This is a genomic window from Streptomyces sp. HPF1205 (genome assembly GCF_020400825.1).
Taxonomy (GTDB): Bacteria; Actinomycetota; Actinomycetes; order Streptomycetales; family Streptomycetaceae; genus Actinacidiphila.
Genome location: NZ_JAINVH010000010.1, coordinates 212794 through 226556 on the forward strand (window position 1 = coordinate 212794; position 13763 = coordinate 226556).

General features: G+C 74.7%; 12 protein-coding genes. 6 read left to right on the plus strand and 6 right to left on the minus strand.

Annotated features, from left to right (window positions below):
* The first annotated feature begins 227 nt into the window (after positions 1-227).
* Positions 228-398, plus strand: coding sequence for a hypothetical protein (locus K7G61_RS14440; protein WP_225847187.1), 171 nt, complete (start codon positions 228-230; stop codon positions 396-398).
* 82 nt (positions 399-480) lie between these two features.
* Here K7G61_RS14440 and K7G61_RS14445 read toward each other — a convergent pair whose 3' ends face one another.
* On the minus strand, positions 481-1623 hold the full coding sequence (locus K7G61_RS14445; protein ID WP_225847188.1) for a hypothetical protein: 1143 nt from the start codon (positions 1621-1623) through the stop codon (positions 481-483).
* 236 nt (positions 1624-1859) lie between these two features.
* On the opposite strand from K7G61_RS14445, the gene K7G61_RS14450 reads away from it, so the two are divergent.
* The 4 genes from K7G61_RS14450 to K7G61_RS36960 all read left to right on the plus strand — a co-directional run bounded on the left by K7G61_RS14450 (position 1860) and on the right by K7G61_RS36960 (position 6682).
* Positions 1860-4640 carry a BTAD domain-containing putative transcriptional regulator gene (locus K7G61_RS14450; RefSeq protein ID WP_225847189.1) on the plus strand — a complete coding sequence of 927 codons (2781 nt, stop codon included), beginning with the start codon at positions 1860-1862 and terminating at the stop codon, positions 4638-4640.
* Positions 4641-4767: 127 nt separating this feature from the next.
* On the plus strand, positions 4768-5412 hold the full coding sequence (locus K7G61_RS14455; RefSeq protein WP_225847190.1) for a hypothetical protein: 645 nt from the start codon (positions 4768-4770) through the stop codon (positions 5410-5412).
* A 121-nt stretch (positions 5413-5533) separates the two neighbouring features.
* The gene (locus K7G61_RS14460; protein ID WP_225847191.1) at positions 5534-5788 is read left to right on the plus strand and encodes a DUF5133 domain-containing protein; all 255 of its coding nucleotides are present in this window, start codon (positions 5534-5536) and stop codon (positions 5786-5788) included.
* Positions 5789-5977: 189 nt separating this feature from the next.
* On the plus strand, positions 5978-6682 hold the full coding sequence (locus K7G61_RS36960; protein ID WP_225847192.1) for a chaplin: 705 nt from the start codon (positions 5978-5980) through the stop codon (positions 6680-6682).
* 140 nt (positions 6683-6822) lie between these two features.
* Here K7G61_RS36960 and pgm read toward each other — a convergent pair whose 3' ends face one another.
* Together pgm and K7G61_RS14475 are read right to left on the minus strand one after the other, a co-directional pair.
* Positions 6823-8463 carry a phosphoglucomutase (alpha-D-glucose-1,6-bisphosphate-dependent) gene (pgm, locus tag K7G61_RS14470; protein WP_225847193.1) on the minus strand — a complete coding sequence of 547 codons (1641 nt, stop codon included), beginning with the start codon at positions 8461-8463 and terminating at the stop codon, positions 6823-6825.
* A gap of 76 nt (positions 8464-8539) precedes the next feature.
* Positions 8540-9229, minus strand: a complete 690-nt coding sequence (locus tag K7G61_RS14475) for a flavin reductase family protein (RefSeq protein WP_225847194.1) — start codon at positions 9227-9229, stop codon at positions 8540-8542.
* A gap of 74 nt (positions 9230-9303) precedes the next feature.
* On the opposite strand from K7G61_RS14475, the gene K7G61_RS14480 reads away from it, so the two are divergent.
* Positions 9304-10833, plus strand: coding sequence for an MFS transporter (locus tag K7G61_RS14480; protein ID WP_225847195.1), 1530 nt, complete (start codon positions 9304-9306; stop codon positions 10831-10833).
* A gap of 6 nt (positions 10834-10839) precedes the next feature.
* On the opposite strand, the gene K7G61_RS14485 is transcribed toward K7G61_RS14480, so the two are convergent.
* From K7G61_RS14485 to K7G61_RS14495, 3 genes are all read right to left on the minus strand, one after another.
* Positions 10840-11331 (minus strand): MarR family winged helix-turn-helix transcriptional regulator, encoded by a 492-nt coding sequence (locus tag K7G61_RS14485; protein WP_225847196.1) that lies wholly within the window; start codon positions 11329-11331, stop codon positions 10840-10842.
* A gap of 37 nt (positions 11332-11368) precedes the next feature.
* Complete coding sequence (locus tag K7G61_RS14490) at positions 11369-13081, minus strand: MFS transporter (protein WP_374204131.1); 1713 nt, start codon at positions 13079-13081, stop codon at positions 11369-11371.
* Between the two features lie 101 nt (positions 13082-13182).
* A complete protein-coding gene (locus K7G61_RS14495) occupies positions 13183-13695 on the minus strand; it encodes a DinB family protein (protein ID WP_225847235.1) in 513 nt (170 codons plus the stop codon).
* Positions 13696-13763: the final 68 nt, after the last annotated feature.

A 13763-nucleotide genomic window follows, 5' to 3' on the forward strand; every position in this document is an offset into this window, starting at 1 on the left:
GCGGGATCCTCGGCACGTACCTGGCCGTGGATCCCGTCCCGGAACCAGTCGCACCTCGGCCGCGCTTCCGGCCCTTCCCCTCGGCTCCCGCCGGGGACCGCGAGGGGAGACCACACGGCGCCACCGCGTCCGCACCGCCCGAAGACAGAAGAACCAGCCGGGCGCCGACGACGCATGCACGCGCCTGCGTCGGCGTATCCGGGCCACGCGACGCTAAGGAGTGCTCGGTGTCACCTGAACAGTTCACGCGCAAGGACCAGGCATCGGAGGGCGGCGAACGCACCGCCCTCCTCGACGAGGAACGACCGCTGGACGTCTGGTCCCGCTGCGCGCCCATCCGCCTGGCCGGATACGAGGACGACCCCACCGAGACCCACATCCTGCGGGGCATCGACTGAACCGCCGCAGGGACGGCGAAGGGCCGCCCGGACCAGCGCGGTCCGGGCGGCCCTCCTTCAACACGCGGCCGGCCGCCGGGCGTCAGGCCCAGGCGAACACCGCGCCCGGTGTCACGTTGTCCGGCCCGGCCGCCTGCCACCCCCACTGCGGTGGGTCGGGCAGCGGGCCGGTCCGGCGGACCGGACGGTGCGGGTAGGTGCCGCAGAATTCGCCGTCGCCACCGTCGCCGCCGTCGGCCGGCGGCGCTGTCGCGACCGAGGACCCGGGCGCGGTGAACCCGGGACCGCTGAGGGCGTCGGTGTGCTGCCACTGTCCGGCCGGGGACAAGGTGGCCACCGTGACCGTGCCGTCGCCCGCCGCCCAGGCCGCCCGCAGCGCGGACTTCCCGACGGGCAGGGCGAGTTCCGCGCCGTCCGGCACCTTGACCGGTGCGGTGGTGTCGGGCAGCGGGACGTCGGCCAGTGCGCCGCCCTCGACCGGGTGCGCCACGTAGACCCTGCCGTCGTGGCCGGTGAACAGAAGCGTCACCACCCCGGTGGAGGTGCCCGCGGCCTCGGTGTCGGCGACCGCGACGCCGCCCCCGGGCTTCGCGGTGCCCGGTGCGGTGAGTTGCTTCTCGCTGACCGCGCCGGTTTGCGCGGCCCGCCACTGGACGCGTACCGCACCGCCGGCGTCCACCCAGAACAGCGCGTCGCCCCCGTCGCTCAGCCCCGTGGAGGCGTGGGCACCGCCCTTGTAGTCGTCCAGGGGAGTGCCGGCCAGCAGCGCCGTGGGCGGTCCGCAGGGGTGCGGGATCTCCAGCACCTGGCCCGCCAAGGCCGCCAGGGGCACCGTCACCAGCGCGTGCCCGGCCTTGACGGTGGCGGTGAGGTGCGTGCCCGGCGCCGTGAAGCCGGGCTTGGTGAGCGCGACCGGCCCGCCCGTCGCCGGGCAGTCCTCCAGCAGCGAGCCGTCCGAACCCACGAGGTAGGCCGTCGGCGGTCCGCCCGGCAGGCGGGTCGCCGCCACCGGCGCGCCGGGCGGCGCCACCCCTGCGGGGCCCTGCGCGGCGGCGGTCGTCCAACTGCCGTCCGCCTGCTGCCCGTAGCTCCACAGCCCGCCGTCGTCGCCGACGTAGTACACCGACGGCCCGCCCGGGCCGGAGGCGGCGTGCGCGGCGGGTCCGCCGAGCAGGCCGAGCACGGCGAGCGCCCCCGACGCCGCGCCTGCCAGGGCCGTTCTCACTGCGCGGCGCCCGTCCCGGCGCCGCCATGGTCCACGATGTCCCACCCTCTGCTCCTGACTTCCCTCGGGCCTTGTGTGGCGGGCATTCTGGCAACGGGCTCTGGACGGCGTCTGGATGCCGCCTGACGGCGGTGGCCGCCGCCGGTTCCGCCCGGGTGGGGACCGGGCCGGAAGGCGAGGGCTCGAAGGACCGGTCGGGCTGCCGGGATACGTGGGGGGGCCGCGTGCAGGGAGCGGTGCGGGGGGACGGCGCGAAGCCGCGGTTGTCGGTACGGCTGCTGGGCCCGCCGCGGGCGTTCGTGGACGAGCGCGAGGTGGCGCTGGGACCGCCGCTGCAGCGGGCGCTGTTCGCCGTGCTCGCGGTGCGCCGCAACCAGGTGGTCGAGCGGGCCGAGTTGATCGACGCCCTGTGGGGCGAGGACCTGCCGGACCACCCGGAGGGCGGGGTGCACACCTACGTGGCGCGCCTGCGGCGCGCGCTGGAACCCGACCGCCCCCGCCGCGATCCCGGACGCCACCTGCGGTCGCATCCGGCCGGCTACCGGCTCGAACTGCCGGGCGAGGCCACCGACCTGGGCGTGTTCGAGCATCTGCGGGACGAGGGCCGCCGGGCGTGGCGAGCCGGGCGCGCCGAGGCGGCGGAGCGGCTGCTGGGCGAGGCGCTGGAGCTGTTCGACGGGACGGCGCTGGGCGGCGTGCCGGGCCCCTTCGCGCGGGAGCAGCGCTCCTGGCTGGCCGAACAGCGGCTGTCGGTGGCCGAGGAGCGGATCGACGCCCTGCTCGCGCGGGGCCGGTACGGGGACGCGATCGCGGCGGCCCGTCCGCTCACCGTCGATCAGCCGCTGCGGGAGCGCCCCTGGGCGCAGCTGATGACGGCCCTGTACCGGGACGGCCGCCGGTCGGAGGCCCTGGCGGCGTACGAGCGGGCGCGGGCGGCCTGCGCGCAGGCGCTGGGGCTCGACCCGGGTCCGCTGCTGTCCGGGCTGCGGCAGCGGATCGTGGTGGCCGACCCCGCGCTGCTGGCCGGCGGGACCCAGGGCCCGGGGCCGGGCGGGCAGCGGGTCGACCTGCCCCGGGACAGCGACCATTTCGTGGGCCGGGAACGCGAGGTCGAGCGGGTGCTGGCGGCAGCCGGGCGCGGGGTGTGCGCGATCGACGGTATGGCCGGAGTGGGCAAGACGACGCTCGCGGTGCACGTCGCCGGGCTGCTGGGCAGCCGCTACCCCGATCTGCGGCTGCATCTGGACCTGCACGCGCACAGCCAGGGGCAGCCGCCGGTGCCGGCCGCCGCGGCGCTGGAGCGGCTGCTGCTCGCGGTGGGGGTGCCCGGCGACCGCGTTCCCGCGGCCACCGACGACCGTGCGGCGCTGTGGCGGGCCCAACTGGCCGGACGGCGGGCCCTGCTGGTGCTGGACAACGCGGCCGACGCAGGCCAGGTCCGGCCGCTGCTGCCCGGTTCGCCGTCGTCCCTGGTGCTCATCACGTCCCGGCGCAGGCTGTCCGGCCTCGACGCCGGCGAGTGCCTGAGTCTGGACGTGCTGCCGTACCCGGACGCGGTGGCGCTCTTCGCGGCGGTCGCCGGGCAGGAGCGGGCCGCGGCGGAGCCGGAGGCGACCGGTGAGGTGGTGCGCGCCTGCGGGATGCTGCCGCTGGCGGTGCAGATCGCGGCGGCGCGGCTGCGGCACCGCCCGGCCTGGACGGTGGCGCACCTGCGGGACCGCCTGGCCGGCGAGGACCGCAGGCTGGAGGAGCTGACCGCGCAGGACCGCAGTGTCGCGGCGGCGTTCTCCCTGTCGTACCGGTCGCTGGAGCCGGCCGAGCGGCGGATGTTCCGGCTGCTGGGGCTGTTCCCGGGGACGGGGATCGCGGTGCCCGCCGCGGCCGCGCTGGCCGCGGCGGGCACCGCCGAGGCGGACGCGCTGCTGCAGCGCCTGGTGGACTGCCAGTTGCTGCAGGAGCCGCGGCCCGGCCGCTACCGGCTGCACGACCTGCTGGCCGTGTACGCGGCCGGCGAGTGCGCCCGCGCCGAGGACGCCGGCCGGCGCCGGGCGGCCGTGGGACGGCTGCTCGACCACTACCTGGCGACGGTGGACGGCGCCGAGGAGCACTTGCGGCCCCAGCGGCTGGACCGGGCGGATCCGGCCGAGGGCGTGCCCGGCCTGCGGTTCGCGGACCAGGCGGCGGCGCTGACCTGGCTGGACGGCGAACGCGCCAACTTCGCGCCGCTCGTCGAGGCCGCGGCCCGCCACGGCCACCACCGGCAGGCCTGGCAACTGGCCCGCTGCCTGTGGGGGTTCTTCGAGTCGCGCGGCCATTGGGCGGACTGGATCAGCACGCACCAACTGGCGCTGCCCAGCGCCCGGTCCGTCGGCGACAAGCTGGCCGAGGCCCGGTTGCTCGTCGGCCTCGGCGTGGCCGAGCACTTCCTGCGCCGGTACGAGGCGGCCGTGGGCCACTACCGGTCGGCGCTGGCGCTGATGCGCGAGACCGGGTTCCGCGCCGGCGAGGCCGGGGTGCTGACCAACCTCGGCAACACCTTCCGCCGGATGGGCCGGCTCGCCGAGTGCATCGACTGCCAGGAGCAGGCGCTGGAGATCGCCCGGACGGTGGGCGACCGGTCCGGGGAGGCCATCGTGCTGGCCAACCTGGGCGAGCTGTACGGGGACGCCGGACTGCCGGAACGCAGCGTGGCCGCGCAGGAGCAGGCGCTGGCGATGTTCCGCGCGTGGGGCGAACGGCGCCTGGAGGGAAGCGTGCTGGACGGTCTGGCCCGCGTCCACCTGGCCATGGGCGACCTGGACCGGGCCCTCGCGCACGCCGGGGACGCGCTGGCCTGCCGCCGCGGCTGCGGCGACCGTTCCGGCGAGGCCGAGACCCTCGACTGCCTGGGCCGGGTCCATTTGAGCGCCGGGCGCCGCGACGCCGCGGCCGAGTGCTGGCGGCAGGCGCTGGCGATCGCGGAGGATCTGGCCGCGCCGACGGCCGCGGAGATACGCCGGCGGCTCGCGGAACTGTGACCGCCCGGCGGCAGGCGGCGCCGCGAGCGGTGAGCGGCCTCGGGCACCGCCGTACAGGCGATGTCCAGAGCGCGTCCAGACCTCGGGGCCAGGCTGCCCTGACCGGTTCACGACCGAAGGAGCAGCCATGGAATCCGCCACACACGACGTCCGTCCGTCCCGCCCGCGCCGCTCACGGCCGCGGCGGGCCGCCGTCCTGGCCGGCGCGGCCGCACTGGCCTGCGCGTTGACCACCACCGCCCAGGCGCGTCCGGGCGGCGTCCCGGCGGCGCGCACCGGCACCGCGTCGGCCATGTCGACCGCGTCGATCACCACTGCGACCGGCTACCTCGACGACCGCGCCGCCTACCTGGCGAACGGCTCGGCGAGCTGCCAGGGCACCCTGGCGGAGCTGAGCATCGCCGTCAGCCGGCTCAACGGCGCCGATGGCGTGGCCGGTTACGGCTACGCCCCCTACGTCTCGTACACCCCGCAGCACATCCTTTGGCTGACGACAGGGTCGGTGGTGGTCCCGGCGCACCTGAAGGCCGACCACGTGCGGATGGAGTTCAGCGACCGCTCGAACTTCTCGTCGACGCGAAGCGACGACATCGGCTTCGACATCTCCTGGTACACCGGCGGCACCGCCACGGTGACGGAGACCCTGCACTCCTGGGGCGACTCCGTGGTCTCCTTCGGCGCCTCGGGTGCCGACGACGGGGTCCTGTACGGCGACGACTCGGCCACCGCGCACACGGCTGTCTCGCTGGTGAAATGGTGCAACATCCCGTGAGTCCACCGTCCCGGGCACGGGTGTGACCGGCTCCACAGGCTCATCGTCGGTGTACCGCGCATGAGTTGCCCGATACCGGGCAGACGGGCTTCGACTTCGCCCAACACCGAGGAGCTCAAGGATGCTGATGGCCCACCCCACAGTGCTGCGCAACCTGGTGGAGCGCTACGAGGCGCTGCGCGCCCGGGACGAGAACGGGGAACCGGGCGGCGCCGCGGCGGCGGCGCAGCTCGCGCAGCAACTGCAGGACACCGTCTACACGCTGTGCGTCTCCACCGGCACCAGGGAGATAGGCGCGGCGCTGGCCGCCGCGCGCGAGCACATCGAGCGGTTCACGTACGCCGCGCGCGGCGCCGTGGACGGGACCGCGGCCTGAAGCGGGGGGAGGCGGCAAGGGGCGAGAAGGGGCGGCAGGCGCCGGTCCGGCCCGTGGGCGCGGACGGACCGGCCCGTTGTCGCCCTTTGGGATGAATTAACGCTTCAGCATGACCCGTTCGGCCCTCCGGAGCGTTGTGCCCGGTGCGGACACGCTGTCCGCGCGGATTGTCCGGAAGGCAGGTATCGAATGAACGCAGTCGCCCGCAAGGGACTGGTGACGGCGATGGTCGCCGGCGGGGTGCTGGCCTCCGCCGGGTACGCGCAGGCGGACGCGACCGCGGCCGGCGGCGCGGCGGACTCCCCGGGTGTCGCGTCCGGCAATTCCGTGCAGGTGCCGCTGAGCGTTCCGGTCAACGCCTGCGGCAACACCGTCGACGTGGTGGGGCTGCTCAACCCCGCCTTCGGAAACTCGTGCGCGAACGCCTCGCACACGACGACTCGGCCCGGCGGGACCGGCGCCCGCCCCGCCCACCCGCGGCCGCACCCGCCCGCCGGGCGGCACGCGGGCGCGGAGGCGACAGGCCGCGCCGACGGCTCCCCCGGCGTGCTGTCGGGCGGATCGGCGCAGATCCCGGCCGACGTGCCGGTCAACGTCTCGGGCAACTCGGTGAACGTGGTGGGCGTCGGCAACCCCGTCTTCGGCAACACCGCGGCGAACAACGGCACTTCGGTCCACGGCGACTCCCCGCGGCCCGTGACCGCCCCGCCGCCGGCCCACCACCCGGTCCCGGCCCCGCCGAACGAGCCGCGGGGCGCCGCGCACCACGACCCGTCGCTCGCCCACACCGGCGCGCAGGGCGTCGGCTGGACGGCCGGCGGCGCCGCGGGCCTTCTGCTGTGCGGCGCGGCGCTGGTGCGCCGGTTCCGTCCGGGCCGCTCCGGGCGCGGCTGACCAGGGCCTCCTGGGCGAAGCCGGGGGGACGGCGGGTGCCGTGCGGCTGCGGCGCGTACGCGGGCCCGAGAGCCGCCCGGTCGGCGTGACGCGCGGTCCGGCCGGGCCCGCCCACGGGAGGCGGCCCGGCCGGACCGGCCTCATCCCTTGAGCGCCTCCGCGACGATCGCCCGCGCCTCGTCCTGCACCCGGGCCAGGTGCTCCTCGCCGAGGAAGGACTCGGCGTACACCTTGTAGACGTCCTCGGTCCCGGAGGGGCGGGCGGCGAACCAGGCGTTGTCGGTGGCCACCTTGATCCCGCCGATCGGCGCGCCGTTGCCGGGCGCCTCGGTCAGCACGGCGGTGACCCGCTCCCCGGCCAGTTCCTCGGCGGGTACCTGGCCGGGCGAGAGCCTGGCGAGCACGGCTTTCTGCTCGCGGTCGGCGGGCGCGTCGATCCGGGCGTACGAGGGGGCGCCGAACCTCGCGGTGAGGTCGGCGTAGTGCTCGGAGGGGGTGCGGCCGGTGACGGCGGTGATCTCGGCGGCGAGCAGCGCCAGCAGGATGCCGTCCTTGTCGGTGGTCCACACGCTCCCGTCGCGGCGCAGGAACGACGCCCCGGCCGACTCCTCCCCGCCGAAGGCGAGGGTGCCGCCGATGAGTCCGTCCACGAACCACTTGAAGCCGACCGGCACTTCGGTGAGCGGCCGCCCGAGGTCCGCGGCCACCTTGTCGATCATCGAGGACGACACGAGGGTCTTGCCGACCGCGAGGTGCCGGCCCCACTGCTCCCGGTGCCCGATCAGATACGAGATCGCCACCGCGAGGTAGTGGTTGGGGTTCATCAGGCCGCCGTCGGGGGTGACGATGCCGTGCCGGTCCGCGTCGGCGTCGTTGCCGGTGGCGATGGCGTACTCGTCCTTGCGGGCGATCAGTGAGGCCATCGCGTACGGCGAGGAGCAGTCCATCCGGATCTTCCCGTCCCAGTCCAGGGTCATGAACCGCCAGGTGGGGTCGGCCTGCGGGTTGACCACGGTCAGGTCCAGCCGGTGGGTCTCGGCGATGCGGCCCCAGTAGTCCACGGACGCGCCGCCCAGCGGGTCCGCGCCGATCCGTACGCCGGCCGCGCGGACCGCGTCGAGGTCGAGCACCGAGGGCAGGTCGTCCACGTAGGCGCCGAGGAAGTCGTAGCGGCCGGTGGTGTCGGCCGCCAGGGCACGGGTGTACGGGACGCGGCGCACGTCCTTCAAGCCGCCTCGGATCAGCTCGTTGGCGCGGTCCTGGATCCAGCCGGTGGCGTCGGAGGCGGCGGGGCCGCCGGTGGGCGGGTTGTACTTGAAGCCGCCGTCGGCCGGCGGGTTGTGCGACGGGGTGACGACCACGCCGTCGGCCAGGCCGTCGGTCCGGCCGCGGTTGTGGGTGAGGACGGCGTGCGAGACGGCCGGGGTGGGGGTCCAGCCGTCGCCCTGGTCGACGAGCACGGTGACGCCGTTGGCGGCGAACACCTCCAGCGCGGTGACCCTGGCGGGCTCGGACAGCGCGTGGGTGTCGGCACCGAGGAAGAGCGGCCCGGTGGTGCCCTGGCGTTCGCGGTACTCGCAGATGGCCTGGCTGGTGGCGGCGATGTGGTCCTCGTTGAACGCCGTGTTCAGCGCGGATCCCCGGTGCCCCGAGGTGCCGAAGGCCACCTGCTGGGCGGGCTCGCCGGGGTCGGGGTGCAGCGCGTAGTAGGCGGTGACCAGGCGGGGGACGTCGACCAGGTCGTCCGGCCGGGCCGGGGTTCCGGCGCGCTCGTGCGGCATGCACGTCTCCTTAGCTGCTTCGGCTGCTCGAAGTGCTTCAACGCTTACGTCTTCCTCAACTGCTCCGCCGCCATTCTCACGCGCCGGCCCCTTCCGCCACGTCCGCGGGGCCGCCTGCCGCCGGTGTCTGTGACCGGAACGAGTGGCCCAGTTGCTCGCCGAGGCCGAAATAGTGCCGGAAGTTGTAGATGAGCGGGTTCCAGCGGCCCGGGTCGATGTGCTGGGTGCCGGGCACCACCAGGCCGGCCTCGGCGTGGACCCGCACCACCTCGGCCTCGGCGATGAGGAAGCCGCCGGCGGCGCCGCCCCGGATCCGTACCGTCCGGGCCTCCAGTTGCAGCGGGCATTCGGCGACCCGCGGCGGGCGGACGACCTGCGAGGGCTGCGGGGTCAGGCCCGCGGCCGCGAACTTGTCGCGTTCGGTGCGGAAGACCGGCCGCTTGGCCGCGGGCACGGGGTCGCGGCCGGTGAGCGGGGCGAGGGCCTCCACGGACCGCCACTGCCCGGCGGACGGCAGGTTGATCACGAGCTCGGGCCGTACCGAGAGATTGGCGGCGCTCTGCCCGTTCGCGCCCAGGCCGAGGACGACGGTGCGGTCCAGCGCCCAGGCCGAGGAGATGGGGGCCAGATTCGGCGAGCCGTCCTCGTTGAGGGTCGACAGCAGCACGACGGGGGTGCCGAAGTACAAGATGCGCGGGGTGATCGCCCGGTGGGTGCCGGACCGGCCGGCGGCGGCTTTCTCGCTGATCGGCTCTGCGATGTCCATGCCCTCGACGGTAGGGTGGTACCGCTTCGGCAGGCGCCGAACGGTGCCGCCGCCGCGATGCGAGAGGGCTTCCGATGACGATCACCGCGGAGCAGCCCGCCGAGGCAGGCGTGCGCCTGTCCTCACGTGCCGGCCGCTGGGTGCTGGCCTGCTCGGTCCTCGGGTCCGGCATGGCGATGCTGGACGGGACCGCGGTCAACATCGCCCTGCCCAGGATCGGCACCGACCTGGGTGTGACCCTCGCGACCTTGCAGTGGACGGTCAACGGCTACCTGCTGACGCTGGCCGGGCTGATCCTGCTCGGCGGCGGGCTCGGCGACCGGTACGGCCGGCGCAGGGTGTTCATGATCGGCGTGGTGTGGTTCGCGCTGGCGTCCGCGCTGTGCGGGGCCGCGCAGAGCGGCGCGATGCTGATCACGGCCCGGGCGCTGCAGGGGGTGGGCGGCGCCCTGCTGACTCCGGGGTCGCTCGCGCTGGTGCAGTCCACCTTCCACCCGCGGGACCGGGCCAAGGCGGTGGGCGCCTGGTCGGGCCTGGGCGGGGTGGCGGGCGCGGTCGGCCCGTTCCTGGGCGGCTTCCTGGTGGACGGGCCGGGGTGGCGCTGGATCTTCCTGGTCAATCTGCCGGTCGCCGCGGTGGTGGTGGCGATCGCGGCGCGGCACGTGCCCGAGAGCCGGGACCGTACGGCCTCGGGCGCCTTCGACGTGCGCGGCGCCGCGCTGGCCGCGCTGGCCCTGGCGGGTGTCACCTACGCCCTGATCGCGGCCTCCGGCCACCCGTCGTGGCCGGTGCTGGTGGTGCCCGCGGTGGCCGCGGTGGCGTGCGCGGTGGCGTTCGTCCGCACCGAGAAGAGCCGCGCGCACCCGATGCTGCCGCTGTCGGTGTTCTCCTCCCGGCTGTTCACCTCGATGAACGTGGTGACCTTGTGCCTGTACGCGGCGATCGGCGGGGTCTTCTTCGTCCTGCCGGTGCAACTGCAGATCGCCGCCGGGTACAGCGCGCTGGGGTCGGGGCTGGCGACGCTGCCGGTGACGGTGCTGATGCTGCTGCTGTCGGCGCCGGCGGGCGCCCTGGCGCAGCGGATCGGGCCGCGGCTGCCGCTGACCGTGGGGCCGCTGGTCACGGCCGCCGGCCTGTTGCTGCTCACCAGGGTCGGGCCGGGCTCCTCCTCGTACCCGCTGGACGTGCTGCCGGCGGTCACCTTGCAGGGGCTGGGGATGAGCCTGTTCGTGGCGCCGCTGACCGCGACGGTGCTGGCCTCGGTGGACGTCGACCACGCCGGGATCGCCAGCGGGGTCAACAACGCGGCGGCCCGGGTCGCCCAGCTGCTGATGGTGGCCGCGCTGCCGCTGGTGGTGGGCCTGTCCGACCAGGCGTACCGCTCCGCGCACAAGGTCGACACCGCCTTCGGCAAGTCGATGGCCGTCTGCGCGGGGCTGTGCGCGCTCGCCGCGCTGCTGGCCTTCTGGCTGGTGCCGCCGCAGGCGCTCAAGGAGGCCGAGGAGGGTGGCGCGCGGCAGTGCGCGCACCCGCAGTGCCGGGCGAACTGCGGCTTCTCCGCGCCCCCGCTGGAGCCGGGCGGGCCCGCCCGGCGGGATCCCTGACCGCGGTCAGCCGCCGTCCGGGTCCGCCGGTTCGGTCAGGAGCTGCTCCAGTACGGGCAGCGCCGCCTCCAGCGCCCCGGCCTGCTCGGGGGTGAGCCGGGCCATCCGCCGGGCCAGCAGTTCCGAGCGCTGCCTGCGGATCCGGTCGATCAGGGCGGCCCCCTTCTCCGTGACGCTGACCAGCTGGGAGCGGCCGTCGGTCGGGTCGGGCTGCTTGCTGATCAGCCCGGCCGCGGCCAGCGGCGCCACCGTGCGCGTCAGCGAGGGCGCCGCGACCTGCTCGTACGCGGCGAGCTCCCCGATCCGCATCGGGCCGTGCTCATGCGTCCTGGCCAGCGCCGACAACTGCGCGTAGGTGAGGTCCAGGTCGCTGCCGGACGCCTGCGCGAGCTGGCGGTAGAGACGGGCGATGACCAGCCGCAGCCGCGCCACCTGCGCGGAGGAAGGGGCGGCCGCCGGGGGCGCGGGACGCCTTCCGCGCCCGTCGAGGTCGGTCATGGGGGGGTGCGCCTCCTTCGGTCGCGTCGCGCGCGACTCACTCCTGCGTGCCGCCGCGGGCGCGGATCAGCGACGCGCCCGCCGCGACCAAGGACATCACGATCGCCAGGGAGAACACCACGACCAGCCCGTCGTGGAACGGCCCGGAGATCAGGTGCGGGAAGAACTGCCGCCCGGTGAGGGTGCGGGCGTGGGCCGGGGAGAGCGTGCCGAGCAGGTGCGGGCCGAGCAACTGCTGGATCGGGTTGTAGCCGAGGAAGGCGGCGAACAGGGTGCCGACCGGCGGCAGGCCCGCCACTTGGTGGGCGTTGGCCGCGGGCACGCCCTGGGCGGTCAGGCCGGAGCTGAGGGTGTGCGGCAGCGACCGGGCGAGACCGGCCACCATCAGCGAGAAGAAGACACCGATGGACAGGACCATGCCGGCGTTCTGGAACGTGGCGCGCATGCCGGAGGCGGCGCCGCGCGCGTCGGCGGGCACGCTGGCCATGATGATCGAGGTGTTGGGCGCGGCGAACAGGCCGCCGCCCAGGCCGTTGAGGAACACCACAAGGGCGAAGGTCCAGTAGCTGAAGTCGGTGGGGAGCAGCAGCAGGCCGCCGAAGGAGCCGGCCATGACGACGAAGCCCGCGGCCGCGAACAGCCGGGCGCCGTAGCGGTCGGACAGGTATCCGGCGATGGGCCCGGCGGCGAGGAAGCCGACGGTCAGCGGCAGCAGGTAGATGCCGGCCCACAGCGGGGTGTCGGCGTAGTCGTAGCCGTGCAGCGGCAGCCAGATGCCCTGCAGCCAGATGATGAGCATGAACTGCAGCCCGCCGCGGGCTATGGAGCCCAGCAGGGTGGCCGCGTTGCCGCCCGCGAAGGCCGCGTTGCGGAACAGCCGCAGCGGGAACATCGGCTGAGCGACCCTCGTCTCGACCACGCAGAAGACGACGAGTGTGGCCGCGCCGCCGATCAGGCCGGCCAGCACCCAGGGGTTGGTCCAGCCCATCGTGTGGCCGCCGTACGGCTGGATGCCGTAGGTGATGCCGGCCAGCAGCGCGGTCAGGCCGACGGCGAAGGTGATGTTGCCCCACCAGTCCATCCGGGCCGGGCGGCGCAGGCCGGTGTCGTGCAGCGAGCGGTACGCCCAGACGGTGCCGACCAGGCCGATCGGCACGTTGACCCAGAAGATGGAGCGCCAGTTCCATTCGGCGAGCAGGCCGCCGAGCACCAGGCCGATGAAGGAGCCGGCGATGCCGGCCACCATGTTCACGCCCAGGGCCATGCCGCGCTGCCGGGCGGGGAACGCATCGGTGATGATCGCCGCGGAGTTGGCCATCAGCATGGAGCCGCCGACGGCCTGGGCGACGCGCCAGCCGATCAGCCAGAGCGCGCCGCCCCCGCCGTGGACCGGGTCGACGGAGAGGATCACCGAGGTGACCGTGAAGATCGCGAAGCCCGCGTTGTAGATCCTGACCCGGCCGAGGATGTCGCCGAGGCGGCCGAGGGTGACCACCAGGACGGCGGTGACCAGCATGTAGCCCATCAGCATCCACAGCAGGTAGCTGACGTTGCCCGGCTGGAGCGGGTCGAGGCGGATGCCGTTGAAGATCGCGGGGAGCGAGATCAGCACGATCGAGGAGTTGATCGTCGCGATGAGCATGCCGAGCGTGGTGTTGGACAGTGCCACCCACTTGTAGAGCGGATGGTCGGCGGCGATGCGCGGTGCCCGCCGGCCGGTCCTTCCCTGCACGTCTTCTTCGGTCGCCATCTGGACGGTCACACTCCACCCGGAAGAGTTATTTAACTTAGGTTAAGTAATCCTATCATCGGAGTGCTCGTGTGCCGACCCCGCCTGCCGCCCGTTCCCGGTCACCGGCGGCGCAGCAGCGTGCCGCGCAGCAAGGCCGCCTGGCCGGCGTGCTGGATGTCGTCGTCGATCACGCTGACCAGCCGGACGCCGAGGGTGACCGGCGGGTCCCAGCGCTCGTCCACGACGCGGTCGAGGTCGGACTCGGACAGGCCCGCGACGTAGCCGAGGGTGGCGTCGTGCACCGCGTCGTAGTAGCCGGTCAGCAGCGAGGCGTCCTTGACCCGGACCTTGGCCACCTGGGACGAGGTGTGCCCGTAGCCGGTGGCGGCGGCCGGGAGGGACAGGTCGAAGCGCTCCCGCCAGCCGTCGGACTCCCACAGCTGGTCCCGGCTGGCCACCTCGGCGACATGGTCGTCCTGGACCCGGGTCAGGTGCCAGATCAGCCAGGCGACGGAGTTGCCGCCCGGGTCGAGGCGCTCGCCCAGCTCGTCGGGGGTGAGACCGTCGACGGCCGCGTGCACGTTCTCCTTGACCCGGCCGAAGGCGTCGGCGAGCAGTTCCGCGTGGTTCATCATGGCTCCCTGCGGGATGTACGGGGTGCCGCCCGCGGGTCCGCTGCCCGCCGGCGGCCTGACGCTCC

Bases quoted from the DNA above. Each gene is read 5' to 3' on its own strand.
- K7G61_RS14490 (WP_374204131.1), bottom strand. From the start codon at position 13,081: ATGGCGACCGAAGAAGACGTGCAGGGAAGGACCGGCCGGCGGGCACCG.
- K7G61_RS14495 (WP_225847235.1), bottom strand. From the start codon at position 13,695: ATGAACCACGCGGAACTGCTCGCCGACGCCTTCGGCCGGGTCAAGGAG.
- K7G61_RS14485 (WP_225847196.1), bottom strand. From the start codon at position 11,331: ATGACCGACCTCGACGGGCGCGGAAGGCGTCCCGCGCCCCCGGCGGCC.
- K7G61_RS14480 (WP_225847195.1), top strand. From the start codon at position 9,304: ATGACGATCACCGCGGAGCAGCCCGCCGAGGCAGGCGTGCGCCTGTCC.
- K7G61_RS36960 (WP_225847192.1), top strand. From the start codon at position 5,978: ATGAACGCAGTCGCCCGCAAGGGACTGGTGACGGCGATGGTCGCCGGC.
- K7G61_RS14455 (WP_225847190.1), top strand. From the start codon at position 4,768: ATGGAATCCGCCACACACGACGTCCGTCCGTCCCGCCCGCGCCGCTCA.
- K7G61_RS14460 (WP_225847191.1), top strand. From the start codon at position 5,534: ATGCTGATGGCCCACCCCACAGTGCTGCGCAACCTGGTGGAGCGCTAC.
- K7G61_RS14475 (WP_225847194.1), bottom strand. From the start codon at position 9,229: ATGGACATCGCAGAGCCGATCAGCGAGAAAGCCGCCGCCGGCCGGTCC.
- pgm (WP_225847193.1), bottom strand. From the start codon at position 8,463: ATGCCGCACGAGCGCGCCGGAACCCCGGCCCGGCCGGACGACCTGGTC.